This is a genomic window from Salinivibrio sp. VGrn1 (genome assembly GCF_009377995.1).
Classification (GTDB): Bacteria; Pseudomonadota; Gammaproteobacteria; order Enterobacterales; family Vibrionaceae; genus Salinivibrio; species Salinivibrio siamensis.
The window spans coordinates 76,824-99,746 of sequence record NZ_SATA01000001.1; the positions used below are offsets into that span (position 1 = coordinate 76,824).

At 52.0% G+C, this 22,923-nt stretch carries 17 protein-coding genes; 11 read left to right on the top strand and 6 right to left on the bottom strand.

All coding sequences use genetic code 11. The annotated features are described in order from the left end of the window. Positions 1-331: 331 nt before the first annotated feature. The 3 genes from gltS (at position 332) to udp (ending at position 5,028) form a co-directional block, all read left to right on the top strand. Entirely contained in the window at positions 332-1,558 is a 1,227-nt protein-coding gene (gltS, locus tag EHW56_RS00345) for a sodium/glutamate symporter (protein WP_077577915.1), read from the top strand. 167 nt (positions 1,559-1,725) lie between these two features. Beyond that, positions 1,726-4,041 carry a zinc/cadmium/mercury/lead-transporting ATPase gene (locus tag EHW56_RS00350; protein WP_227486546.1) on the top strand — a complete coding sequence of 772 codons (2,316 nt, stop codon included), beginning with the start codon at positions 1,726-1,728 and terminating at the stop codon, positions 4,039-4,041. Between the two features lie 222 nt (positions 4,042-4,263). Then, complete coding sequence (gene udp / locus EHW56_RS00355; RefSeq protein WP_046073381.1) at positions 4,264-5,028, top strand: uridine phosphorylase; 765 nt, start codon at positions 4,264-4,266, stop codon at positions 5,026-5,028. Positions 5,029-5,128: 100 nt separating this feature from the next. Here the strand turns inward: udp and EHW56_RS00360 are convergent, their stop codons facing one another. Both EHW56_RS00360 and yccS read right to left on the bottom strand, forming a co-directional pair. Next, a complete protein-coding gene (locus EHW56_RS00360) occupies positions 5,129-6,298 on the bottom strand; it encodes a Card1-like endonuclease domain-containing protein (RefSeq protein WP_152796689.1) in 1,170 nt (389 codons plus the stop codon). A 241-nt stretch (positions 6,299-6,539) separates the two neighbouring features. After that, the gene (gene yccS, locus EHW56_RS00365) at positions 6,540-8,798 is read right to left on the bottom strand and encodes a YccS family putative transporter (RefSeq protein WP_152796687.1); all 2,259 of its coding nucleotides are present in this window, start codon (positions 8,796-8,798) and stop codon (positions 6,540-6,542) included. Between the two features lie 244 nt (positions 8,799-9,042). Here yccS and helD point away from each other — a divergent pair, with 244 nt between their 5' ends. Continuing rightward, positions 9,043-11,118, top strand: coding sequence for a DNA helicase IV (gene helD, locus EHW56_RS00370; RefSeq protein WP_152796684.1), 2,076 nt, complete (start codon positions 9,043-9,045; stop codon positions 11,116-11,118). 51 nt (positions 11,119-11,169) lie between these two features. On the opposite strand, the gene EHW56_RS00375 is transcribed toward helD, so the two are convergent. Next, positions 11,170-11,625: a methylglyoxal synthase gene (locus EHW56_RS00375; RefSeq protein ID WP_046073377.1), complete on the bottom strand. Its 456-nt coding sequence runs from the start codon at positions 11,623-11,625 to the stop codon at positions 11,170-11,172. A gap of 317 nt (positions 11,626-11,942) precedes the next feature. Between EHW56_RS00375 and EHW56_RS00380 the strand changes: the two genes are divergently transcribed. Together EHW56_RS00380 and EHW56_RS00385 are read left to right on the top strand one after the other, a co-directional pair. Beyond that, entirely contained in the window at positions 11,943-12,428 is a 486-nt protein-coding gene (locus tag EHW56_RS00380) for a hypothetical protein (protein ID WP_077606298.1), read from the top strand. A 29-nt stretch (positions 12,429-12,457) separates the two neighbouring features. Next, a complete protein-coding gene (locus tag EHW56_RS00385) occupies positions 12,458-13,573 on the top strand; it encodes an endonuclease/exonuclease/phosphatase family protein (RefSeq protein ID WP_152796682.1) in 1,116 nt (371 codons plus the stop codon). Here the strand turns inward: EHW56_RS00385 and EHW56_RS00390 are convergent. After that, positions 13,570-14,442 carry a ferric iron reductase gene (locus EHW56_RS00390; protein WP_077638983.1) on the bottom strand — a complete coding sequence of 291 codons (873 nt, stop codon included), beginning with the start codon at positions 14,440-14,442 and terminating at the stop codon, positions 13,570-13,572. The genes EHW56_RS00385 and EHW56_RS00390 overlap by 4 nt on opposite strands. A gap of 180 nt (positions 14,443-14,622) precedes the next feature. Further along, complete coding sequence (locus EHW56_RS00395; protein ID WP_046073373.1) at positions 14,623-15,234, bottom strand: YitT family protein; 612 nt, start codon at positions 15,232-15,234, stop codon at positions 14,623-14,625. Positions 15,235-15,463: 229 nt separating this feature from the next. On the opposite strand from EHW56_RS00395, the gene EHW56_RS00400 reads away from it, so the two are divergent. From EHW56_RS00400 to EHW56_RS00420, 5 genes are all read left to right on the top strand, one after another. Further along, positions 15,464-16,177 carry a GntR family transcriptional regulator gene (locus EHW56_RS00400; RefSeq protein ID WP_077638984.1) on the top strand — a complete coding sequence of 238 codons (714 nt, stop codon included), beginning with the start codon at positions 15,464-15,466 and terminating at the stop codon, positions 16,175-16,177. 37 nt (positions 16,178-16,214) lie between these two features. Next, the gene (prpB, locus tag EHW56_RS00405; protein WP_152796680.1) at positions 16,215-17,084 is read left to right on the top strand and encodes a methylisocitrate lyase; all 870 of its coding nucleotides are present in this window, start codon (positions 16,215-16,217) and stop codon (positions 17,082-17,084) included. 114 nt (positions 17,085-17,198) lie between these two features. Beyond that, the gene (gene prpC / locus EHW56_RS00410; protein ID WP_152799866.1) at positions 17,199-18,350 is read left to right on the top strand and encodes a 2-methylcitrate synthase; all 1,152 of its coding nucleotides are present in this window, start codon (positions 17,199-17,201) and stop codon (positions 18,348-18,350) included. Positions 18,351-18,393: 43 nt separating this feature from the next. Next, complete coding sequence (locus EHW56_RS00415; protein WP_152799868.1) at positions 18,394-19,845, top strand: bifunctional 2-methylcitrate dehydratase/aconitate hydratase; 1,452 nt, start codon at positions 18,394-18,396, stop codon at positions 19,843-19,845. A 66-nt stretch (positions 19,846-19,911) separates the two neighbouring features. After that, positions 19,912-21,795 carry a propionyl-CoA synthetase gene (locus tag EHW56_RS00420; RefSeq protein WP_152799870.1) on the top strand — a complete coding sequence of 628 codons (1,884 nt, stop codon included), beginning with the start codon at positions 19,912-19,914 and terminating at the stop codon, positions 21,793-21,795. An 81-nt stretch (positions 21,796-21,876) separates the two neighbouring features. Here the strand turns inward: EHW56_RS00420 and EHW56_RS00425 are convergent, their stop codons facing one another. Further along, a complete protein-coding gene (locus tag EHW56_RS00425; RefSeq protein ID WP_102505851.1) occupies positions 21,877-22,857 on the bottom strand; it encodes a sensor domain-containing diguanylate cyclase in 981 nt (326 codons plus the stop codon). Positions 22,858-22,923: the final 66 nt, after the last annotated feature.

A 22,923-nucleotide genomic window follows, 5' to 3' on the forward strand; every position in this document is an offset into this window, starting at 1 on the left:
TTGTGGTTGTTTTTCATTCAGTCTTATGTGCTGGCAATTCAATTTTAATCCTGCCTATTTAAGTAGTTACTTGCCATATGACGATATATAGTTCGATTGTTGGTGCTTGTTTTACGTTTTTCTGCTATTGTGCCGCCCGTTGGTAGCGGGCAGTTATCGCGAGATTGAGGCGTAAAAAAGCCCAAGCGCGGCAGCAAAACGATAAGCAGGATGCTGGAGTATCGTGAAGTGTGGCTAACCCGTATTGACGTTAATGTGAACGTAAATGAGGTAAAACAAAGGTCAAATTAAACAATCAGGGAGGATGAGGTGAGAGAAACAAAGAGGTTATATGTATCAACTCAATTCAATTGGTGCGCTAGAATCATTCCTGATTGCCATCGGTGTCCTTTTTTTAGGCCATTTTGTTAATTCAAAAATTCCCGCATTGCGCAAGTTTAATATCCCAGAGCCGATTGTGGGCGGGTTAATCATTGCGTGTGTTATATCTGTATTACATTACAACGGTATCGATTTTAAGTTTAGTCTGCCACTAAAAGATACGTTTATGTTGATGTTTTTTGCTACCGTTGGTCTGGCAGCAAATTATAAACAATTGGTAAAAGGTGGTTTAAAGGTATTTTGGTTTCTTGCCATCGCATCTGTGTACATCATTATACAAAACGCCATTGGTGTCAGTTTTGCGTCGATGCTTGGCTTGGATCCTCTGATGGGACTGGTCGCTGGCTCTATTACCCTGTCCGGCGGGCATGGTACTGGCGCGGCTTGGGCACAGATATTAACCGATGAGTATGGTATTCAAAGTACCCTCGAAATTGCCATGGCGTCGGCAACACTCGGCCTTGTGATTGGCGGTATCATTGGTAGTCCAGTTGCTCAGCGTTTGATTAATAAACATCAGCTTGAGTCTGAATATGGGCGTGGCACCACAACACACGAAAAATATCCCGAGCTTGTGACTTACAATGAAAATGAAGAAGATAAAGTGACAGCGAAGAAAGTCATTGAAGTCTTATTTATTTTACTACTTTGTATTACGGGGGCTCGCCATTTATCTGAGTGGGTAAACGGGTTTAATATTGAATGGCTCATGGTGCCTGACTTTGTTTATGCTTTATTCTTGGGTGTGATTGTTACGAATACGCTAGAGGTCTTTAAACTTAGAAAGCTAGAGTCAGAAACCGTGGATATGGTAGGGACTGTCTCTCTATCTTTATTTTTAGCGATGGCGCTGATGACGCTCAAGCTGTGGAACATTCTCGACTTAGCGGTACCATTTTTAATTATTTTGGCGATTCAATCGGTGGTTATCGGTTTATTCAGTTATTACGTCACGTTCAAGCTGATGGGGAGCAATTATACAGGGGCCGTTATTGCTGGCGGGCATTGTGGTTTTGGCCTTGGCGCCACCCCGACCGCGGTAATGAATATGGGCTCAATTGTGAATCGCTTCGGCCCCGCGCCCCAAGCCTTTATGGTGGTGCCGATTGTGGGGGCTTTCTTTATCGATATTGTTAACCTCCTAATATTACAGGGCTATATTTTTATTATCCAATAGGCGCATTGCGCTCAGCCATCATGGCTGGGCGCATCTTTTTCCTGCTGTTGTGCGGCGTTTGGCAAAACAAATGAGAGTTGTTTCGATAAGCGCTTGACTCTGGAGTGGGCTCCAACCCTTATACTGACCACAAGATAATGACACAACGACCAAAGAAGGAGTCGATTATGTGTAAGCATTGTGGACATCACCACTGTCATCAGCCACATCACCAAACGGTTTCTCAGTCTGCGCAGGCGGTAACGAATAGCTGCCAAGCGTCGAGCTGCTGTGCAAGTCACCAAGACGGAGAGGGTAGTGCGGGCGATGACGATCCCGACAGGCCTCACACCTCGTGTAACGATACCTGCGAGAATGCATCTTCGGCGTCATCCCCGTCATGGTCCTCTGTAACCCATGAGTGGGGGGTGACCGGTATGGATTGTCCAAGCTGTGCTGGCAAACTTGAAAAGGCGATTCATGCCACGCCGGGTGTAGAGAGCGCACAAGTGCTGTTTGCGACTGAAAAGCTACGCGTCGCTTTGACTCACGAAGCGCCAACAACCGATACTCGCTCTGCGATTCAGCAAGCCGCGAAAAAAGCCGGTTTTCCGCTGGTTCCCTTGAATCAAACCGCCACTACGCCTTCTGGCTGGCTGAAATGGCGTGATGACGCTCTGCTGTTTGGCCTAATGGGCATTATGTTGGTGGCTTGGGGACTAGATTACTGGTCCGCTTCTTTATCCGATTGGTTGTTTACTGCTGCGACTGTAGTTGGACTGGCACCCATTGTGCTTAAAGCGGCTCGGCTTGCCCGCCAAGGATCGCCATTTTCGATAGAAACCTTAATGAGCATTGCAGCCATTGGGGCCCTGTATCTGGGAGAAACCACGGAAGCGGCCATGGTACTTGTGCTGTTTCTTATTGGCGAGCGGCTAGAGGGATATGCCTCTACACGTGCCCGTGATGGTATCCAGTCACTCATGGCGTTAGTGCCAGAAACCGTGACGCGGATTGATCGTCATGGTTCGCGTGAGACAGTCGCGGCCAGTGATCTAGAGCCGGGTGATCGGATTGAAATCAGTGCCGGTGAGCGGCTCCCCGCGGATGGGCAACTGATGGAAGGTGCCGCCAGTTTCGACCAAAGTGCGCTGACAGGTGAACCTATTCCCGTCGATATCGACGCGGGTGATACCGTGATGGCGGGCAGCTTGGCAACTGATAAAACCGTACAGCTGACCGTGACATCCGCACAGGGCGAAAATGCCATTGACCGTATTTTGCGTCTCATCGAGCAGGCCGAGTCGAAAAAAGCGCCGATTGAGCGATTTATCGACAAATTCAGTCGTTGGTACACGCCGGCAATGATTGGGCTCGCCGCGCTGGTTGTGGTGATTCCACCCCTGTTCTTTGCCGCCAGCTGGCAAGAATGGTTATACCGAGGGTTAGCGCTATTGTTGATCGCGTGCCCATGTGCGCTCGTGATTTCGACACCTGCGGCGATTACTTCGGGGCTTGCCACCGCGGCACGCCGTGGTGCTTTGATCAAAGGTGGAGCAGCGTTAGAGACACTCGCCAGTATCAATGCCGTCTCATTGGATAAGACAGGTACCTTGACCGAAGGTAAACCCATGGTGACCGATGTGCGCGCATGGCACGGTGATAAGAGCGCTCTGCTTCAAGCGGCGACGGCGATAGAGCGTGGCAGCCACCACCCCTTGGCGAAATCCTTGGTGTTGTATAGCGCCGAGCGTGGTCTATCGGTACCGGATGCCTCGCATATTCAAGCGAATGCTGGTCGCGGCGTGCAAGGCATGGTCGAAGGACAGTTAGTCAGGTTGGTTGCATTGGATAAAGTGGCAGAGTCGACGTTAAACCACGCACAATATCAAGAGGCCCAATCGGTGGCCGAGCGCGGGGTGACGGTTGCGGTTGTGCTCATTGACGAGCAACCACAAGGGATGATCGGCTGGCGAGATACACTGCGACATGATGCGCGAGAATCCATCGAGCAATTGCGCGCTATGGGTATCCAGCCTGTGATGTTGACCGGCGATAACCCGACCTCAGCCGCTGAAATTGCCCGCGAACTGGATATTGATTACCGCGCGGGGCTACTGCCGGAGAACAAGGTTGAGGCGGTAGAAGCGCTGGCGGAGCAATATCGTATCGCCATGGTTGGCGATGGCATTAATGACGCACCGGCCATGAAAGCGTCTCACGTGGGTGTTGCAATGGGAAGTGGTACCGATGTGGCGCTAGAAACGGCTGAGGCGGCATTGAGTCATAACCGGCTGGTCGAGTTACCAAGAGTACTGCAACTGGCGCGAGCGACCCAAGCGAATGTACGGCAAAACATTACGATCGCATTAGGGCTTAAAGGGGTGTTTTTGGTGACGAGTGTACTCGGTATCACAGGACTTTGGGTCGCGGTGCTGGCTGATAGCGGGGCCACGGCGTTAGTCACGCTGAATGCGCTACGCTTACTTCGTGACCCGCGCTAAAAACCAGGGCAAAGGCTGTCTGCTTTTGCCTTTATAAAGTGATAACGATCTCTAAATTCTGAAATCTGTAATATTCAATATGGTAATAGGTCGATGGTGGTCACACAAAAGGCGTAAAATTTGGGTATCCTAACCACATAACCAATAACGCGTTGATGCCTGCTCACGTAGGCATCACATTGATTCTAATGCGGATGATACCATCCAGCGAGGAGACGAATGATGTCTGATACCCCTGTATTTCACCTTGGCGTAACAAAAGCGGATCTTCAAGGCGCAACCACGGCGATTATTCCTGGCGACCCTGCGCGCGTAGAAAAAATTGCTAACTTGATGGAAAAACCCACGTTTCTCGCCTCACAGCGTGAGTATACCTTGTACCTCGGTTGGCTTGATGGCAAACCTGTGGTGGTTTGCTCAACGGGTATCGGTGGCCCATCGACCTCTATTGCGGTTGAGGAGTTGGCACAACTTGGCGTTGGTACCTTCTTGCGTGTGGGCACGACGGGGGCAATTCAGCCTGACATTAATGTCGGTGACATGATTGTGACCACCGGCTCTGTACGCCTTGACGGTGCAAGTACGCACTTTGCACCAATGGAGTTCCCTGCGGTGGCCGATTTTGACGTCGCCACGGCCATGAAAGCCGCCGTTGATGAAGATGGTGCGACGGTTCACACTGGCGTGACGGCATCCAGTGATACCTTCTATCCAGGTCAAGAGCGTTACGATACCTTTAGCGGCCGTGTTGTGCGTCGTTTCCAAGGTTCAATGCAAGAATGGCAGGACATGGGTGTGCTGAACTTTGAGATGGAATCAGCCACATTGCTGACCATGTGTGCGAGCTCCGGCCTGCGAGCGGGTTGTGTGGCGGGCGTGATTATCAACCGCACACAAAAAGAGACCCCAGATCATGCAACCTTGAAAGAGACGGAAGCGCGCTCGATTAAAGTCGTGGTAGAGGCTGCACGTAAGCTTCTGTCATAAGCGAGACTTCGTTATCCTACCCAAACGCGGTGCCCTCGGGCACCGCGTTTTTTTATTGCCGACCGTTTAGCGAACCTGTCCTATTGCTTCGCGCAAGCGTCTAGCTCGTTCTTACCTCAATCGTCCCGCCCGCTGCGATAAACCAGTCATAAAGATGAGTACGCAGGTTGGCCAGTTGATCAGGGCCAATCAAGGCTAAGCCTAAATCGGTGGCACGGGTAATATCGTGATGCCTTAATGGACGGAAGCTCACCAACATCGCGCGCGCCTGAAGCCCTCCGAGCAAATCACGCAAGGACTCCAGCTTGTATAGGGTATCGTCGCCGTCGCTCGACATGCCTTTGGTTTTGCATTCAATAATATGCAGCTTGTTATTCACCACCATGGCGACATCTAATTCATTGCGCACCTCGCGCTCACCAATTTGGCGATATACCTGTAAAGAGAGGGCACTGTCTTGGATGGTGGGAAGCTCCTGTTGGATGGAAGTGACAGTGTGGTGCACGTAGCTTTCTAGCCACTCCCCGTTGGCAAAACGTCGCGCTTCTTCACAGCTAAATGTCAGCACCCCTTGCTCATAACTGGCTAAGCCGGCATCCGAGAGGTCATCGAGAAGAATACCAAGCTCGCGATAACCTTGCTGCTTCTCACTAAGCGCGACGTCTAAACGTTGCTCTTTACGACACGTGGTTGCGAGGTAGTTCAAAGTGGCTAGGCCTGGACCGAGCTCATAGGCATTGCTGGCCCACTTTTCTCCCAACCGGTAAATGTCATTGGTTAAACAACCTGAGACTTGGTCATCTTGATGCTCACAGCGCGCGCCGAAAACCGTTAAATACTCAGTGAGACTAATATGGTCTTCCACTTGTTGCTGGGGGAGGCCGTCAGGGTACAGCCAACAAAGCTCGTCGCTATAGGGCTCAATTACATAGCTGGGCCACTGATAGGTACGAAAGACTTCATAAGCGGAGAGTAATTGGTGGCGCAGGCCACAGCTCGCATTAAAAAGGATGTCTTCAGAAGCGCTGCTGAGCTGTTCTGCCAGTTGTTTCACTTGGCTTTTTACTTCACGAATATTGATATCGTCCGAGATTTCAAAAAACTCGGTTTCAATCCCCTTGGGTGCCAACACACGTGTTAAACGCTCAAACTCCAGATCTTGCTCCAGTGTGCCAATGAGTATCAGCTTACTCACAGGCAATTGCTGATGTAAAACAGGGGTGACGAGACGGACGGGGTCAGAGTCGATGATTCCTACATGAATAGCCATAATTGCTCCAGGCGGGCTACGAGGCGGCATTAGGCCGCTTAATTATCAGTATAGTTGCCAGCCTCAACAGGTGGCGTAACTATTAATATCCGGCCTCGCGGTCAGGCTTTCAACCATTCGCTGCGTAAATAAGTGTAATTTTACACAGCGCTGACGTGATATCCGTCCTGTTAACTCCGCAATAACCGTGCCTTTCACGTGACAGTGCCGAGCTAACCCTGTGTAACCGCTTTTCTTCCTTTTAGGCGCGACTTTGCTTAAGTGCTTGCTGGCGCAGTGTTTCTGTCAAACTATTGAGCTCAGGCAACATGCGTCGAATTAAGTGTAGCTGTTGCAGCACCATGCTTAGCGGCGCGTTATCAACAGGCGCATACGAAGGTGATTGCGATGCGGTAGCGTCATTGGCGTGGTGCTCATCAATGCTCACAGGCTCGCCTGCGGGTGTCTTGGTGCCAGTGGATGGTACTTGGGTGGGTAACTCTGCTGGCAATGCTTGACCCAAACGCTCAGTCAGTGTGTTAAGTGATTGATGAATCTCACGATGGAGTTGCGCCATTTTTTGGTGATTAACTTCATCATCCATGCGACTACGGTGCGCGCCGAGGGCCGAAATATAGCTCAACATTGCGTTGTTTAAACACAAGAACCGGAAGGTCTCTTCGATATTGGTGCGATAGCGTCCAGGCTCCACCAGCATGTTACTGATAGCGGTGGTGAGCTCGGCATCGGCATTGTGGGCGTGACGTCGAGCGATACGATAAGCCAGGTTGTCGCGCTTACCGACGCGGTATTGCGCAATCACATGAGCAAGATAGTCTCGATTGGCTTGCAAGGCTTCGGTCATGATCCCGCGCAAACGGTGTGCTTGCCAGTCGGGTAACACGTAACGGACGGCCGCGACGGCAATCAAGCTGCCAATGACGGTATCGCCAAGGCGGGGAAGAATAACAGCGAAGCCTTGGCCGAATTGGCTAAAGCACATTAATACCAACAGCGTAATAAACAAGGTTGCGAGGGTGTATTGCACGGTGCGAAATGCGAAAAAGAGCACACCGGTGATCACCATCAACGCCAGTTGACTGCTGGGATCTGGAAAGAGATAGAGCGCCGGTACGCCCAAGAGTAGACCGGCGACGGTGCCCAATACTCTCTCTTTAAGCTTACTGCGGGTGGCTGAATAGTTGGTTTGGCACACGAACTGAATGGTCATCAAAATCCAAAAACCGTGCTCTAGCGAAAGCCCTTGGATCAGGGCGTAGCCGGTCAATAACGATAAAGATAGGCGAACAGCATGACGAAACCGCAATGATTTGACCGTGAGCTGTCGACGAATGCGGTAAGCCATTTCCCCCAACGAGTGTGCATCAGGGTCGGCCAGTTCACTTTCTTGCAGATTGTCCGTGCTGGCTAAGTGGCTCAAGCTGGCGAGTTGTTGTTCTACTGTTTCCAAGTTTTTGTAGAGAAAATCGAGTTGCTGCAGAAGCGCGAGGCGAGTGCTGTCTTGCTCCTCTTGTGCCGACAAATAGGCCATCGACTGTTTGATTGCCGTGAGCGCTTGCTGGCCTGTTTTCGGATGCTGGTAGTGTGTACCGATTGACATGGCTTGAGCGACATCCCGGCAGGCTTGAGCTTGCGCGTTTAATAAGGCTTCAAAGCGAAAGAGGATATCGGAATGGAAAAAATGCGCCGCTAGATCTTGGTAACGATAATGGGATGAACTCACACGCTCGTGAATATCTTGGGCAATGAAATAGGTTTGTAGCAAGGTTTGATGCCGCTGTGTGAGTCGGCCACGCCGCGCGCGTGTCAGCAATGACGCTTTTGCTTGGTTTAGCGCCGCAACCACTTGGGCATTTTGGTTAGCGGCGGCGATACGCGTCGGCTGCGGAACCAGTTCAGCCACCGGATGAAATAATCGGGATTTGGTTTCCATGTACGTCGCCGTTTGACGAAAAACCGCCGCGAGCCGGTGCTGCACAGGGCGGTGAGGCCAAATGAGGATCCATACTAGCGATAGCAGCCCATACCAGAGTGCGCCTGACAGCAGCATCATAGGTTGCAACCACATATCACTGCCTTGCTCCATCCCCAGCATGGTATAAACCGCGAGAAGCAAAGAGGCAAAGGCAATGGTGCCATAGCGCTCACCGATCGCACCCAGCATGATAAAACCGAAACTCGATAGTGTGAGGCCAATGGCAAATAACCAAGGCGTGTCGTAAAGCAGTTCGACAGAAAAGGCGGCGACCGTGAAGCAAACGAGTGTGACGCCAAGTGCTCGTATCCGCCCCCAAAAGTGGTCATCCACTTCTGCCAACGCCGAGGCAATCACGCCCAACACCAGCGGTGTGACAATATCCGTACGGTCTGCATACCCCGCATAAAGCGCTACCCCCATTAGGGCGATAAGGACGCGAATGCTGTCATTAATACGATGGTTCGCCCAATACTCACGCACAGCGAGCGGCAGGAAAGGTAAACGTGGCAGAGAAAGAGACATAAATAACGGTGATCGGCCAACAATGCTGGCAAGATAGCAGAAACGGGACCAGAAACTAAGCCTCAATCGGGTATTTTGTCATGGATTAAGAAAATGGTTGCGGCAGGTCAATTTCGTGTTGTCAGCGCAGTGCGTAGGCAGTGGCATCTCTCTAGTGAATTGATTTATCGAGCCTTGAGAAGTAGCATGCCAAGCATCTTTTTAGGGCACAACGCGTGCGCTATTCGCTGAATAACGTTGAGATATGAAACTTACGGCCAATCGTTGGGCACAATGGCTTGTTTATGGCGATCATTATAGCCTGCAGTTAGAAGATGATGGTTTATTGCTGGAGTCTCGCCACCATCGCCAATACATTCCTTTCTCAGCATGGGACGGGCAACTTCGGGTGTCGCGTGGTTTGCTTTGGGGTACGATTTCGCTGACCGGTTATACCGATGAGGGCGACCCACTGCCATTCGAGGTCTTTGGCTTGCCATGGGATCACGCCCAACAGGCGGGACAAACTATCTATCGCCACTATCAAGCCTATATCGCCCGTTATCAAAAACGGCTGGCAATGATACGCCCCAGTTTACTGGCTGAGCTTGATGCACTGGTGAATGCGCCCGGTTATGCACGTGTCACACAATTACGCACCGCGCAGCAAACAGTATTGAATAAGCTGGAAGGCGAGGGGATACCCGTCTCATTCTTAGCCAATTTGGACGAAAGCCTTGCCACCACGTTAGCGCCTGTGTTGCAGGCCGATTCAAGCTGGCTGAAAGCCCGCAATCAACAGTGGCAAGCGGCGATGCTTAATCAGTGGCAAACCTGGTTTGATCAGGTTGAGTCGTCGCCTTTGAATGCGGGACAGCGCGAGGCCGTGCTTACTGATGAATCTCATACCTTGGTGGTGGCTGGGCCCGGAAGCGGTAAAACCAGCGTGTTGGTAGCACGCGCCGCCTACTTGATTGAAAGCGGTCAAGCCAAGCCTGAGCAGCTTTTGTTGCTTGCCTTTGGTCGAGATGCCGCCACCGAGCTCAAAACTCGGATTAAGACCAAAACGGGCCATGAAGTGAATGTAACCACCTTCCATGGTTTTGCCCGCCAGCAACTTGCTGAACACCAAGGACAGGCGCCGATTATTTCTCCACTCGCCAGTGATGAGACGGCGAAATCGGCATGGCTGACCCAAACACTCGCCGAACACTGGCAACAGTCCTCTACCCGTAAAGCATGGGACAAATTACATCAGCAGCACGCACTACCACTTGATGATAATGCTGAGCTCAGCGCCTGTGCCCATGAAAACCGGTTGCACACCTGGATTTGGTCGCGTCTTTCTCGAGTGATCCAAGCCAATACCACCAAGCGCGCCCTGACCGATAGATTGGCGAGCTTTGATGAGCAGAGTGCGTTAAAAAATGAACTGGCGGTGATTTGGCCGTTGTACCAAGCCTACAAACAGGCGCTAAAAGCGGAGAGCGCTGTTGACTTTGACGGCTTGATCGCAAAAGCCACCAAGTTGTTTCAGCAGCGAAAATTCGTCACGCCTATTCAGTTTGTGATGGTCGATGAATACCAAGACATCTCCCCGGCACGGTTGGCGATGCTCGAGGCACTGTGTCACGGTAAAACGGACAGTGAAACCCAATCACCACGCGCCTCCTTGTATACCGTGGGGGATGATTGGCAAGCCATTTATCGCTTTGCCGGTGCCGATGTTAGTTTAACCACCGAGTTTGCACAGCGTTTCGGTGACAGTGAAATTTGCTGGCTGACCACCTGTTATCGCTACCCGTCTACCTTGGGAGATGTGGCACAACAATTCATTGGCCAAAACCCTAAACAGCTCAGCAAACAATTAGATTACGCGCGAGACAAGGCATCGACGAAAACACCCAAAGCGATCAAGGTGATCACTGACGATAAGCTAGAAAAGACACTGGCAAGCTTAGAGAAAAAGCATGCTAAGGCGGCGCAAGCTGTGAGTGTGATGATGATTGGTCGCACGCATGCCATCCGTCCTGACGCACTAGAAAGCTGGCAGAATGCGTATCCTTCATTGGCGCTTCGCTATACCACCGCACACGCCAGCAAGGGCCAAGAAGCCCACTATGTGTTTATCCTCGGCATGGATGATGGCGTATTTCCCGCCAAACCACGCTCGCTTTCACTCGATGAGGCGTTACTGGGAAAAAATGAAGAGCCGATTGAGCACGCGGAAGAACGACGACTGTTTTATGTCGCCCTGACACGCGCACAAAAACAAGTGTGGCTAGTACACCAAAAAGGCCATGCCTCATCATTTGTTGAGGAGCTCAAAGGGTATCTCTAGAAGGTGTATAACCCACACTGTCAGCGAACGACTCACAGCGTGGGGCAAGCACTACAAACGCTCGTCTAAATAGGCTTGATAATCGGGGATTTGAACATCCACCTCTTGCCCGAACAGCGGGGAGGTAATCAGAAAGCGGGCGGTTGAGCGATTGGTGGCAACGGGAATGTTCCAAACCGTGCTGACACGCAGTAGTGCTTTGACATCTGGGTCGTGTGGCACGGCATTGAGCGGATCCCAAAAGAAAATCATCGCATCAATTTTTTGTTCAGAAATCATCGCACCGAGTTGCTGATCGCCACCCATTGGGCCGCTGATAAGCGGAGTGATTTTTAATCCGGTTTCTCGCGCAAGAATATGCCCCGTGGTGCCAGTAGCATAAAGCTCATGCTGACTCAGTATCTCTTTATTTTCTTGTACCCACTCGCTCAAGGCGTTTTTGTAGTGATCGTGCGCCACTAACGCCACGTGTTTACGCGCAAGCATGGTGCGAGACGTTTGCTTCATACCTATCATCCCTCGTTAACAAGGTGGTTGCTATCAAACTGCGTGATGCAGCATTTACCGAAGCCTAAATCAATCCGGCGATGAAATATATCGTACAACGGTCAAACTCCGACGGTCACTTGTCAGAATTATCACATTATCAATAAAAAAATAGCCAAGCAGATGAAATAACATCTATTTTTTCACCCACTTGTTAATCAAGCACGCAAAAGTAGCGCGACAACCCGTCCAAGTAGCAACAAAAAGGCTACAGTTAGGTAATCAGGCAATGGAAGTGCCTAGTCATGCAGGAGTGTTTATGAGCAAGGAGTACGCGTATGTGGGTGACACTGGATTTTGAAGCATCCGGTTTGTCGTTAGTGTCTTACCCGATAGAGGTCGGGTACGTGTTACCAAATGGCGACAGTGATAGTTTTTTGATTGACCCTTCCACCGCCAGTGGCCATTGGAACCACTGGGACAAAGAAGCCGAAACCCGAATTCATGGGATCTCCCGCGAGCGCCTTTTTAGTGAAGGGATGAGTGTGTTAGAAGTATGCCAGCACCTTAACCAAACCCTTGCCCCCTTTGAACATGTATTGTGCGACAGCCAGTGGGATCTGTTTTGGATGGGGCGGCTTTACAAAGCCTGCTACATGCGTCCTTCATTCACCCTAATGGAGGTGAATCAATGGCTAAAAAAGCACAGCGATCTCGATCGGCGCGATTTTAGTCGCGAAATGGAGGCTTTGGGGCCGACACCGCATCGAGCAGAAGAAGATGCGCGGCAAATTCGTCGCGCCCTCGATAGCTTGTTAAAATAGGGGTTCTTTCAGCACATTATCGGGATGTCATGACAGCACCTTCAAGCCTTAGGTTGGCACAATTCAACCTGTCTCTAGCCGGACGTCAGGCCGGTGACATTAAAGCACAGATGTTAGCGCCCACCCCCAGCCGACAAATTAGAAATCTCGCCGCGACCCTACAACGAGTGCGTCCTGATGTGGCGGTGCTTTGCGAGTTTGATCATCCGGGCAGCGGTGGCGACGATGGTGCGCTCGCCGCATTTTGTGAGCGGCATTTGGCTCAATCGCAACACGGTGAAACGCCGATTGATTATCCGTATCGCTATTTGCCGGCCACCAATACAGGCTTAAAATTAACGGTGCCGGTCAGTGAGCACCAACGCTTAAATCGTGCCCAGCAATGCCATGGCTTTGGCGACTATCATGGTCAATTTGGCTATGTGATTTTATCGCGTTACCCCATCGAAGATGCCGCAATTCGCACTTGGCAGCACTTTGCGTGGCATCAATTGCCTCGCCATCAGCTTCCTACGGAGTATTACACCGAACAAGCACAGCAGGCGCTGCGTCTCGCCTCAAAAAACTTGGTGTCAGTGCCGATACGGGTTGGCGAACATCGAATACAAGTGGTGGCCTGTCATCCCTCACCGCCCGTGTTTGATGGACCGGAAAAGCGTAACTGGCGTCGCAACAGTGATGAAATTCACCAACTGATTGGCCTTTTAGACAACGCCGATTGGCTGGTGGACGACAAGGGCGTCCACGGCGGGCTTGCTTCCGAGACGCCGTTTGTGGTGATTGGCGATTTAAATGCGGATCCGAGCTATGGCGATGGGGATAAGCAAGCCATTGGCGCTTTGCTCAATCATCCGCGTGTGCATCCAGAGGTCGCTGTCGGCGCACAGGTGCCAAAAAGTGAGGCGGCACTGTCTCACGCCTTTCGATTTATCGATGGGAAAGGGCGAGCAATCGCCACCCACAACGGCGGGCTGCGCCTTGATTATGTCCTACCTTCGCGAGAGCTCGCGGTGCAAGCCTCCGGCGTATTTTGGCCTGCGCCTGATGATGCCGACTACCCACTGATTTGTGATAAAAACGGCCAAGAAAATGCGCGTGCTCACTCCGATCATCGTCTTGTTTGGGTCGATGTGGCGCTGAGTTAGCGAGGCTGCGTGTCCAGCGCCACGCCTTCACGCTGACACGCGACTTCTGCAAGGCGCTTAGCTTGTTCGTCAGGCTTTAAAAAGCAGCAGGTTGAGCAATAACTGTGATCATCGACGGTAAAGATCCGGCAGCAGCCGCCGCGTAGACGGAAGCTATGGGTTTGCAGCACGGTTTGGGTGTCATTCGGGTCGTAGACGGTCACATCGTGAAAGCCACTGCGCTTACTATAAAGTGGGGTGCCGCGTTGATGGACGATAGATAGAGCTGCGTCACGCGCGGCTTGCTCACAATCACGATGTTTACCCACCATCAAAAAGGCAATACAGATTGAATCGGCAACCACTTTCCAAAGTGGACCTTCACGCATGCCACTTTGCTCCGCCACCGCGTCGACGATGGGCGAAAAATGCCGTAACAAGGCACCATGTAAAATAGCCTGCCAATCCTTTGCCGCTGGCTGTTCCCAACCAATCAAGGCATTGAGATAAAAGTGCGGCTTATGATAAACGAGCTCTTCGCCGTTCGGCTTAGTGACGCGGGTAGGCTCGTATTTGACCTGCCAATTATCCAAGTCCAGTGCGGGGAGTTGCCCAGCTTGTAGCCAGCTTGCCAGCACTGGAAGCAAAAATTCATAGGCATAGGCGCCAATAAAAAGTGTGCCCTGGGCGCGGTTATCTGCATCGCCATAGGTGGCGTTGACGGCGGAAAAACACTGCGTCAATCCGTGCTCAGTCGTGAGCTGTTCTTGAAGTGATGTGCCCACTACATCATCTGGGATCACAGACAAGCCTAAAGCAGCGGGGAAAGGGGACAGTGCAACCGTGGCGGGCAGTGGTAACACATCAACGCTAGGATCGGCCGCGTTCATCAACACTCCTTTATGATAGGCGCCAAAAAAGCGAAATTTAGCATGTACGGCAATCAATTGTAAGAGTGATTCGTATTTAGGAACGCGAGTGGCGACGATGGCACGAATAACACGCCAGACGTAAGCGGATGGAGCCTGAGGGAAGAGAGGCGAAAACTCGCCTCTCAACACTCACTGCCATTATGCGGTTGAAGGAGGCTGGACTTGATAGCGTCCAGGCTTGTGGTTCATGGCCAGCACGAGATTGGTGGTAATCGCCGCGGCGACAGATAAGGCTATCAGCCATGGGTCAACGATCATCAGCGACAACACCACAATCGAGCAATCCAACGCCATTTGTACTTTCCCAGCGCGAATACCAAATCGTTGCTGTAAGAACAACGCCAAGGTGTTAAATCCGCCCAAGCTGCATTGATGGCGGAACATCACCAGCATGCCCATGCCAATTAAGCCGCCGCCAAACAGCGCCGCATACACAGGATGAATGCTGTTGATAGTTAATACGGCGCTTAGATGATCCGCACCGAATGAAACGATGCTGACCGCAACCAAGGTACTGATGGTGAAGCGTTTGCCCATTTGGGTGTAGGCGAGCCAATAAAAAGGCAGGTTGATCACGAAGAAAAGCTCACCAAAGCTGAAATCGGTGATCCGTTGTAAAAAGAGTGCTAGCCCAGCGGTACCGCCGGTCAGTAACCCCACTTGATTGAAAAAGAAGATGCCGAGTGACACCAAACTACTGCCAATCAGTAGCGCTAATGCGTTTTCACGCTTGGAATGATTTCTATCCATATTTGCGCTCTATCCCTATTAAAACGACCGCTACACCATACGCCGTTGTTCGGATAGGTCGAGTCAAACGCTCGTTTGATAACAAGTGAATAACAACTCAATGCGTACATTATCATTTACGTTGTGGCTTTGATCACGATAAAAGTCGGTGTCTACAGACCAAAGTCTAATCCACATTGTCTACAATATTGTTCTATTCTGGCTTTATTGAAGTTTTTAGGCGGTGTTTATGTCTTTATTGTCGACAAATGATCAATTTCTCGATCAGAGCGTGCAAGCGGCGCAGCTTGAGTCACGAGAGCCCACCAAGTCAGCCAGTCTGACCGAGCAACTTATCGAGGCGATTGTCACCGGCACTTATCCAGCGGGCACCAAGGTATCGGAAGCGGGGTTGGCTGCTGCATTTGGCGTCAGCCGAGGGCCACTGCGTGAAGCCATGATGCGGGTCGAAGCCTTGGGGTTGGTAGAGCGCGTCCCTCATGTCGGGGCAAGGGTAGTGACACTCACGCATCGTCAACTGGCTGAGATTTATGCGGTGCGAGAAGCGTTAGAAGGTATGGCCGCAAGACTGGCTTGCGCGCACATCACCGATGAGGAAATTGAGCAGTTAAGTGCAGTGCTCGACACCCACCATGCCTATATCGAACGGGTGGAGGGGGCGGCGTACTTCCACCAACAAGGCGATTTTGATTTTCATTATTGCATCATTAAAGCCAGCCACAACCAGAAACTGATCAACCTGTTGTGTGGCGAGTTGTACCACTTGCTGCGGATGTACCGCTTTCAATCGCCCCGGGCGCATTCTCGCCCCCAGCAAGCGTTACAAGAGCACATGCAGATTTTGGCGGCAATTCGAGAGCGCGATGCCGAGTTGGCCGAAATGCTGATGCGTCGTCATATTCAGCGCAGTCGCCAACTGATTGAACAGCAAATTACCGATTAACTAATCCGCTAAGCCATGAGTTCACAAGGAGAATGCTATGAGTGCAGGTGCACGTTTTCGCCAAGCGGTGCGCAACAATATTCCGCTGCAAGTCGTCGGTACAATCAACCCCTATTGCGCCAAGATGGCAGAGCGAGTGGGGCATCAAGCCATTTACCTCTCTGGAGGTGGAATTGCCAATGCCTCTTATGGCTTACCGGATTTGGGGATCACGACTCTCAACGATGTGTTGGAAGATGTCCGCCGGATCACTGCAGCAACCGACGTGCCCTTACTGGTGGATATTGATACCGGCTTTGGCGGCGCGCTCAATATTGCTCGCACCATTCGCGAAATGGAGCGGGCCGGTGCAGGCGCGGTACATATGGAAGATCAAGTGGCGCAAAAGCGCTGCGGTCATCGCCCTAACAAAGAAATTGTCAGCCAAGCCGAAATGGTCGACCGCATTAAAGCCGCGGTGGATGCGCGCACCGATCCTGAGTTTGTGATCATGGCGCGCACCGACGCCTTGGCGGTGGAAGGTATGGACAGTGCTGTCGCCCGCGCCAGAGCTTACGTAGAAGCAGGGGCGGACATGATTTTCCCCGAAGCCATGCAAACACTCGAGCAGTACCAAGCCTTTGTTGAGCAAGTAAAGGTGCCGGTACTAGCGAATATCACCGAGTTTGGTCAAACCCCACTGTTTACCAGCCAAGAGCTGGCGGGTGTCGGGGTCAGCATGGTGCTGTATCCGCTCTCTGCGTTTCGTGCCATGAACCAAGCCGCCCTCAATGTGTATCAACACTTGCTGGATGATGGCCACCAGAAAAACGTGGTCGACACCATGCAAACCCGTGATGCCCTCTATGAATTCTTGGGGTATCACGCCTACGAACAACAATTGGATCGCTTATTTGGAAAAGAGTGATCACGAACGTACACCCACAGTGTGAAAACGTCGGTTACACCACTGGAATTATCGCCACGTTCACGGATTCATGCAGCGGTTGAATCTGATGGCATCAAAGGAAAGGAGCCAATCATGACAAATGTCGCCGTCGCACCCAAAGACAAAGCCATCTCCGGCGCGGGCCTTCGTGGTCAAAGTGCCGGCACCACCGCCTTGTGTACGGTGGGACAAACCGGTACTGGATTAACCTATCGCGGTTACGACATTACCGATTTAGCCAATCACGCCCAATTTGAGGAAGTCGCTTACCTGCTACTCAAAGGCCAACTCCCCAATCGCCAAACGCTCGCCGACTACACAGAAACCTTGGTCGGCAAGCGGGGGTTACCTGACGCCTTAAAAGCGGTGCTGGAGCGAATTCCTGCCAATGCGCACCCCATGGATGTGATGCGTACTGGTTGCTCGATGCTGGGTAACTTGGATCAAGAAACCGACTTTAGTGAGCAAGCGGATAAAACCGATACTCTGTTGGCGATGTTGCCGGCCATTATCTGCTATTGGTACCGCTATTCGCATGATGGTGTGCGAGTCGATACCTATCAGCCGGAGGTGAAAAGCATTGGCGGTTACTTCCTCAAAATGCTCACTGATGAAACCCCGTCGCCACTGCATGAATCCGTGATGCATTGCTCGCTGGTGCTGTATGCCGAGCATGAGTTCAATGCCTCGACCTTTACCGCGCGTGTGTGTGCGTCCACTTTGTCCGATTTGCACTCTTGCATTACCGCGGCCATCGGCAGCTTGCGCGGCCCATTGCATGGCGGTGCCAATGAAGCGGCGATGGAGATGCTCGAGCAGTGGCGAACGCCTGACGACGCTGAAGCCGGGCTAATGCAAATGCTCGCCAACAAAGACAAAGTGATGGGCTTTGGCCATGCGATTTACCGTGAATCAGACCCCCGCAATGCGCTTATTAAGCATTGGTCGAAACAGCTTGCCGAAAACGCACCGGACGCTTGGCTTTATGACGTGTCTGAGCGGGTTGAGCAGGTGATGAAGCGCGAAAAAGGCTTGTTCCCCAATGCCGATTTTTATCACGCCTCGGCCTACCACTTTATGGGGATCCCGACCAAATTGTTTACCCCGATTTTTGTTATGAGCCGAGTAACGGGCTGGGCGGCGCATGTGTTTGAGCAGCGCGCTAATAACCGCATTATTCGCCCCAGTGCCGATTACGACGGCCCTGAGCACCAAGATTGGCTACCTATCGATCAGCGCCCCTAATCAGCGCGTATTCACCCGATTGAAATCACAGAAGGAATTGATCATGAGCAACAACGTAGAATTGAACCAGCGCCCCGACCCCGATGCCTTATTGGTGCAAATTGCTGATTATGTCGATAGCACGCCGATTGCCTCGGCAGAAGCCTACAACACCGCCCGTAACTGTTTGATGGATACCCTTGGCTGTGGCTTACTGGCGCTACGTTTCCCTGAATGTACCAAACACCTGGGTCCACTGGTGCCGGGGACGACTGTGCGCCATGGCGCGCGTGTGCCGGGCACCTCCCACGAGCTTGATCCGGTCACTGCCGCGTTTAACATCGGCTGTATTATTCGCTGGCTCGATTTTAACGATACTTGGCTCGCCGCCGAGTGGGGCCATCCGTCCGATAACCTAGGTGGAATTTTGGCCACCGCCGATTACTTAAGCCGTGTGGCCGTGGCCGAAGGCAAACCACCACTCACTATGCGCGATGTGTTGACCGCGATGATCAAAGCGCATGAGATCCAAGGCGTGCTCGCCCTTGAGAATAGCTTTAACCGCGTCGGGCTGGATCACGTTTTATTGGTGCGCGTGGCATCAACGGCTGTGGTCACCAAAATGCTGGGCGGTAATCGGGAGCAGATCATTGATGCCGTCTCACAAGCTTGGGTAGATGGTTGTGCGCTGCGCACTTATCGCCATGCGCCGAACGCCGGTTCACGCAAATCGTGGGCGGCGGGCGATGCCACCTCCCGCGCGGTGCGGTTGGCGATGATCACCATGAAAGGTGAAATGGGCTTGCCGTCGGTACTCAGCGCACCCAAGTGGGGCTATTACGATGTGCTGTTTAACGGTAATCCCTTTAGTATCAAACAAGACTTTGCCAGCTACGTGATGGAAAACGTGTTGTTTAAGATTTCCTTCCCAGCGGAGTTTCATGCCCAAACGGCAGTGGAAGCGGCGGTGACCTTGCATTCACAGGTGAAAAACCGCGTGGATGAGATTGAACGTATTGAAATCACCACCCATGAATCGGCCATTCGCATCATTTCTAAAGAAGGGGAGTTGGCTAACCCGGCTGACCGTGACCACTGTCTGCAATACATGGTGGCAGTGCCGCTGCTATACGGCAATTTAGTGGCCGAGCACTACGAAGACGCCTTCCATCACGCCGACCCGCGTATTGATGCGCTACGGCAAAAAATGGTGATCAAAGAAGACCCGCGTTATAGCGCGGAATACCTTGAAGCTGACAAGCGCTCGATTGCCAATGCGATCCAAATCTTCTTTACCGATGGCAGCAGTACCGAACAAGTCGCGGTGGAATACCCAATTGGTCACCGCCGTCGTCGCGAAGAAGGGATCCCTGTGCTGGAGCAAAAATTCCGCACTAACTTGGCGACCCGGTTCCCGCAAGCACAGAGCGAAAAAATCGCTGCCTTGTGTAGCGACCAGGCCGCGCTGGAGAAAACCCCGGTGCACGCGTTTATGTCGCTGTTTGTGATTAACTAAGCACGTTATTAAACACGTTGCTTGCTAACTCATCGCTCGCTCATGGCGGGCGATAAGGAGCCGCTTATGCAAGAAGCCAGTTATCAACACCATGCGGATTGGGCCAACCGCGATCCCGAGGGGTTTTGGCAGGCGCAGGCCAAACAGCTAGATTGGTTTACCTTTCCACAAACCATTCTTAGCAAAGATGACAATGGCATTGAGCGCTGGTTTGCCGATGGCACTATGAACACCGCGTATATGGCGCTTGATGCTCATGTCGAGCAAGGTCGAGGTGAACAAACTGCACTTATTTACGACTCCCCGGTTACCGACAAAAAAACCACCTACACCTATGCCGCGCTGCGTGACTACGTGGCGAAAGTTGCGGGCATGCTGGCAGGGCTAGGGGTTGAAAAGGGGGATCGCGTGGTGATTTATATGCCCATGATCCCAGAAGCGACCGTAGCCATGCTCGCTTGCGCACGGCTTGGGGCGATCCACTCGGTAGTCTTTGGTGGCTTTGCCCCGAATGAGCTGGCGGTACGGATTGAAGACGCGGAGCCCAAAGTGGTGCTCACCGCCTCATGCGGCATCGAGGGCGCGAAAACCTTGGCTTATAAGCCGATGGTCGATCAAGCCATCATGGACAGTCGCTACAAACCTGACCATGTGGTGGTCTATCAGCGTGCCATGTGTCGTGCCAATTTAGATAATCCGCGTGATGCTGATTGGGCGGCGCTGTTAGCTGAAGCCACCCCTGCGCCGCCGGTGCCCGTTAATGCTACGGATCCTTTGTATATCCTTTATACCTCCGGCACCACGGGCAAACCCAAAGGTGTAGTGCGTGATAATGGCGGCCATGCGGTAGCGATGAAGTACAGCATGAGCGCGATTTACAACGTCAAACCCGGTGAAGTGTTTTGGGCCGCATCGGATGTCGGCTGGGTCGTGGGGCACTCGTATATTGTGTATGCCCCTTTGCTACACGGCTGCACCACGGTGATGTTTGAAGGCAAACCCGTCGGCACACCGGATGCGGGGGCGTTTTGGCGCGTGTGTGATGAGTATAACGTCAGCATCTTGTTCTCGGCGCCTACCGCCTTTCGGGCGATTAAAAAGCAAGACCCAAACGGTGAGCACCTTGCGCGTTATCCGATGACATCGTTACGCACGGTGTTTATGGCCGGCGAGCGGCTTGACCCGCCGACATTGGAATGGGTAGAAGAAAAGACCCAGCGACCCGTGGTGGATCACTGGTGGCAAACTGAAACCGGTTGGGCGATTGCCGGCAATCCATTGGGGTTAACTTGCTTTGCGACCAAGCCTGGCTCGGCAACCATGCCAAGCCCGGGATATCAGGTGTGTATCCTCGATGAAATGGGCGACCCTGCGGCGCCAAACCAGCAAGGATATATTGCCGTGAAGCGCCCCCTGCCGCCCAGCTGCCTGCCCACGGTGTGGCGCAACCACGATCGCTTTGAAGCCGGCTATCTCAGCCAGTTCCCCGGTTACTATGTCTCTGGTGATGGGGGCTACATGGACGAAGATGGCTATGTGTTTGTGATGGGACGGATAGATGACGTGATTAACGTCGCGGGTCACCGCTTATCGACCGGAGAAATGGAAGAAGTACTGGGTAGCCATGAAGCGGTCGCCGAATGTGCGGTGGTGGGCATGCACGATGAGCTCAAAGGCCAATTGCCGCTTGGCTTGGTGGTACTGAAAGATGGTTTTGTCTCTGTGAGCGGGGAGATAGAACAGGAATTGGTACAGCGTGTGCGGGATCAAATTGGCGCGATCGCTTGCTTTAAAAAAGCGGTGATCGTCGATAAGTTGCCCAAAACACGGTCAGGGAAAATATTACGTCGCATTATTCGCCAAATGGCGGATGGCGAGGCTTATCACGTGCCCTCGACGATTGATGATCCGAGTAGTTTGGAGACCATCGCCTCGGCGCTTTCACACTAAATGCAAAGGCTGTGAGTACTATCGACAACGCGTGGCACCTTTGTGTGCCACGTTTTTTATTCGTTTACACGTCTACACCGCTTAGGACTCATCACCGTTGTGGGCTTTTTGACGCATTTTTTGTTGATACATCTTGGTATCCGCTTCATCCAACAAGTCATCTAAACCGCGGTGCGAGGTGGCTGAGCTGGTCGCAATGCCTTGGCTAAATGAGAGAGGATACGTGTGCCGGTTGATTTGATTAAATCGTTCAACCACCCCAGCAAAACGCTCGAGGGCATTCTCCGCTTCTTGACGACCCGCACCATAGAGAAACACCACAAACTCGTCCCCACCAAAGCGGGCGAACACATCCGATTCGCGCATATTGGCGCGCAGCAAGTTGGCTAAGTGAGATAACGCGATATCCCCTTCAGCATGGCCGTAGGTATCATTAATCGCTTTAAAGTTATTTAAGTCCAAAAAAGCTAATGAATAGGGAGCATTAATTGACTGGCAATGCTGTACCGCTCGGCTCGCCAGTTGCATAAAACCGCGTCGATTAGAAATGCCTGTAATGTCGTCAGTGTAAGCGGTATGTGCCGATGACAACTCACTTTCCGCGAGTAGCGCCAGATCTTTTAAAAAGCGCACGTCCTCTTGGCTAAAACGTCTTGGCTGGGTATCAATAACACAGAGTGTGCCGATATTGGTGCCATCACTAAGAGAAAGCGGGTGCCCGGCATAAAAGCGGATATGCGGGTCACCAGTCACCAAAGGGTTATCGGCAAAACGTGGATCGGCACTGGCGTCTTGAACCACAAACGGTTGACTACCCAAAATGGCATGGCCGCAAAAAGAAATATCGCGGGAAGTTTCGCGCACAGTCAGGCCAAAGCAGGATTTAAACCACTGACGATCGTTGTCGATTAAGCTAACGAGGGCGATCGGGACGTTGAATAAACGTTTTGCTAAGCGAGTGATACGGTCAAAGCGCTCTTCGTCTTCGCTATCTAGCAGGCCCGTCTCTTCTAGTTTTTTTAAACGCTGATCTTCATCTTGTGGCTTAATGGGACTGAGCATTTATACACTCCTGTTGCTGGCTCTCTAAACGCTGACTCTCTAAATACAGTAGAGGCGCTAGACAGA

What these genes read in the sequence shown, in the direction of transcription:
- yccS (WP_152796687.1), bottom strand. Translation starts at nt 8,798, where the DNA reads ATGTCTCTTTCTCTGCCACGTTTACCTTTCCTGCCGCTCGCTGTGCGT.
- EHW56_RS00390 (WP_077638983.1), bottom strand. Translation starts at nt 14,442, where the DNA reads ATGAACGCGGCCGATCCTAGCGTTGATGTGTTACCACTGCCCGCCACG.
- EHW56_RS00400 (WP_077638984.1), top strand. Translation starts at nt 15,464, where the DNA reads ATGTCTTTATTGTCGACAAATGATCAATTTCTCGATCAGAGCGTGCAA.
- EHW56_RS00385 (WP_152796682.1), top strand. Translation starts at nt 12,458, where the DNA reads ATGACAGCACCTTCAAGCCTTAGGTTGGCACAATTCAACCTGTCTCTA.
- gltS (WP_077577915.1), top strand. Translation starts at nt 332, where the DNA reads ATGTATCAACTCAATTCAATTGGTGCGCTAGAATCATTCCTGATTGCC.
- EHW56_RS00375 (WP_046073377.1), bottom strand. Translation starts at nt 11,625, where the DNA reads ATGAAGCAAACGTCTCGCACCATGCTTGCGCGTAAACACGTGGCGTTA.
- EHW56_RS00360 (WP_152796689.1), bottom strand. Translation starts at nt 6,298, where the DNA reads ATGGCTATTCATGTAGGAATCATCGACTCTGACCCCGTCCGTCTCGTC.
- EHW56_RS00425 (WP_102505851.1), bottom strand. Translation starts at nt 22,857, where the DNA reads ATGCTCAGTCCCATTAAGCCACAAGATGAAGATCAGCGTTTAAAAAAA.
- EHW56_RS00420 (WP_152799870.1), top strand. Translation starts at nt 19,912, where the DNA reads ATGCAAGAAGCCAGTTATCAACACCATGCGGATTGGGCCAACCGCGAT.
- helD (WP_152796684.1), top strand. Translation starts at nt 9,043, where the DNA reads ATGAAACTTACGGCCAATCGTTGGGCACAATGGCTTGTTTATGGCGAT.
- EHW56_RS00350 (WP_227486546.1), top strand. Translation starts at nt 1,726, where the DNA reads ATGTGTAAGCATTGTGGACATCACCACTGTCATCAGCCACATCACCAA.
- udp (WP_046073381.1), top strand. Translation starts at nt 4,264, where the DNA reads ATGTCTGATACCCCTGTATTTCACCTTGGCGTAACAAAAGCGGATCTT.
- prpB (WP_152796680.1), top strand. Translation starts at nt 16,215, where the DNA reads ATGAGTGCAGGTGCACGTTTTCGCCAAGCGGTGCGCAACAATATTCCG.
- EHW56_RS00395 (WP_046073373.1), bottom strand. Translation starts at nt 15,234, where the DNA reads ATGGATAGAAATCATTCCAAGCGTGAAAACGCATTAGCGCTACTGATT.
- prpC (WP_152799866.1), top strand. Translation starts at nt 17,199, where the DNA reads ATGACAAATGTCGCCGTCGCACCCAAAGACAAAGCCATCTCCGGCGCG.
- EHW56_RS00415 (WP_152799868.1), top strand. Translation starts at nt 18,394, where the DNA reads ATGAGCAACAACGTAGAATTGAACCAGCGCCCCGACCCCGATGCCTTA.
- EHW56_RS00380 (WP_077606298.1), top strand. Translation starts at nt 11,943, where the DNA reads ATGTGGGTGACACTGGATTTTGAAGCATCCGGTTTGTCGTTAGTGTCT.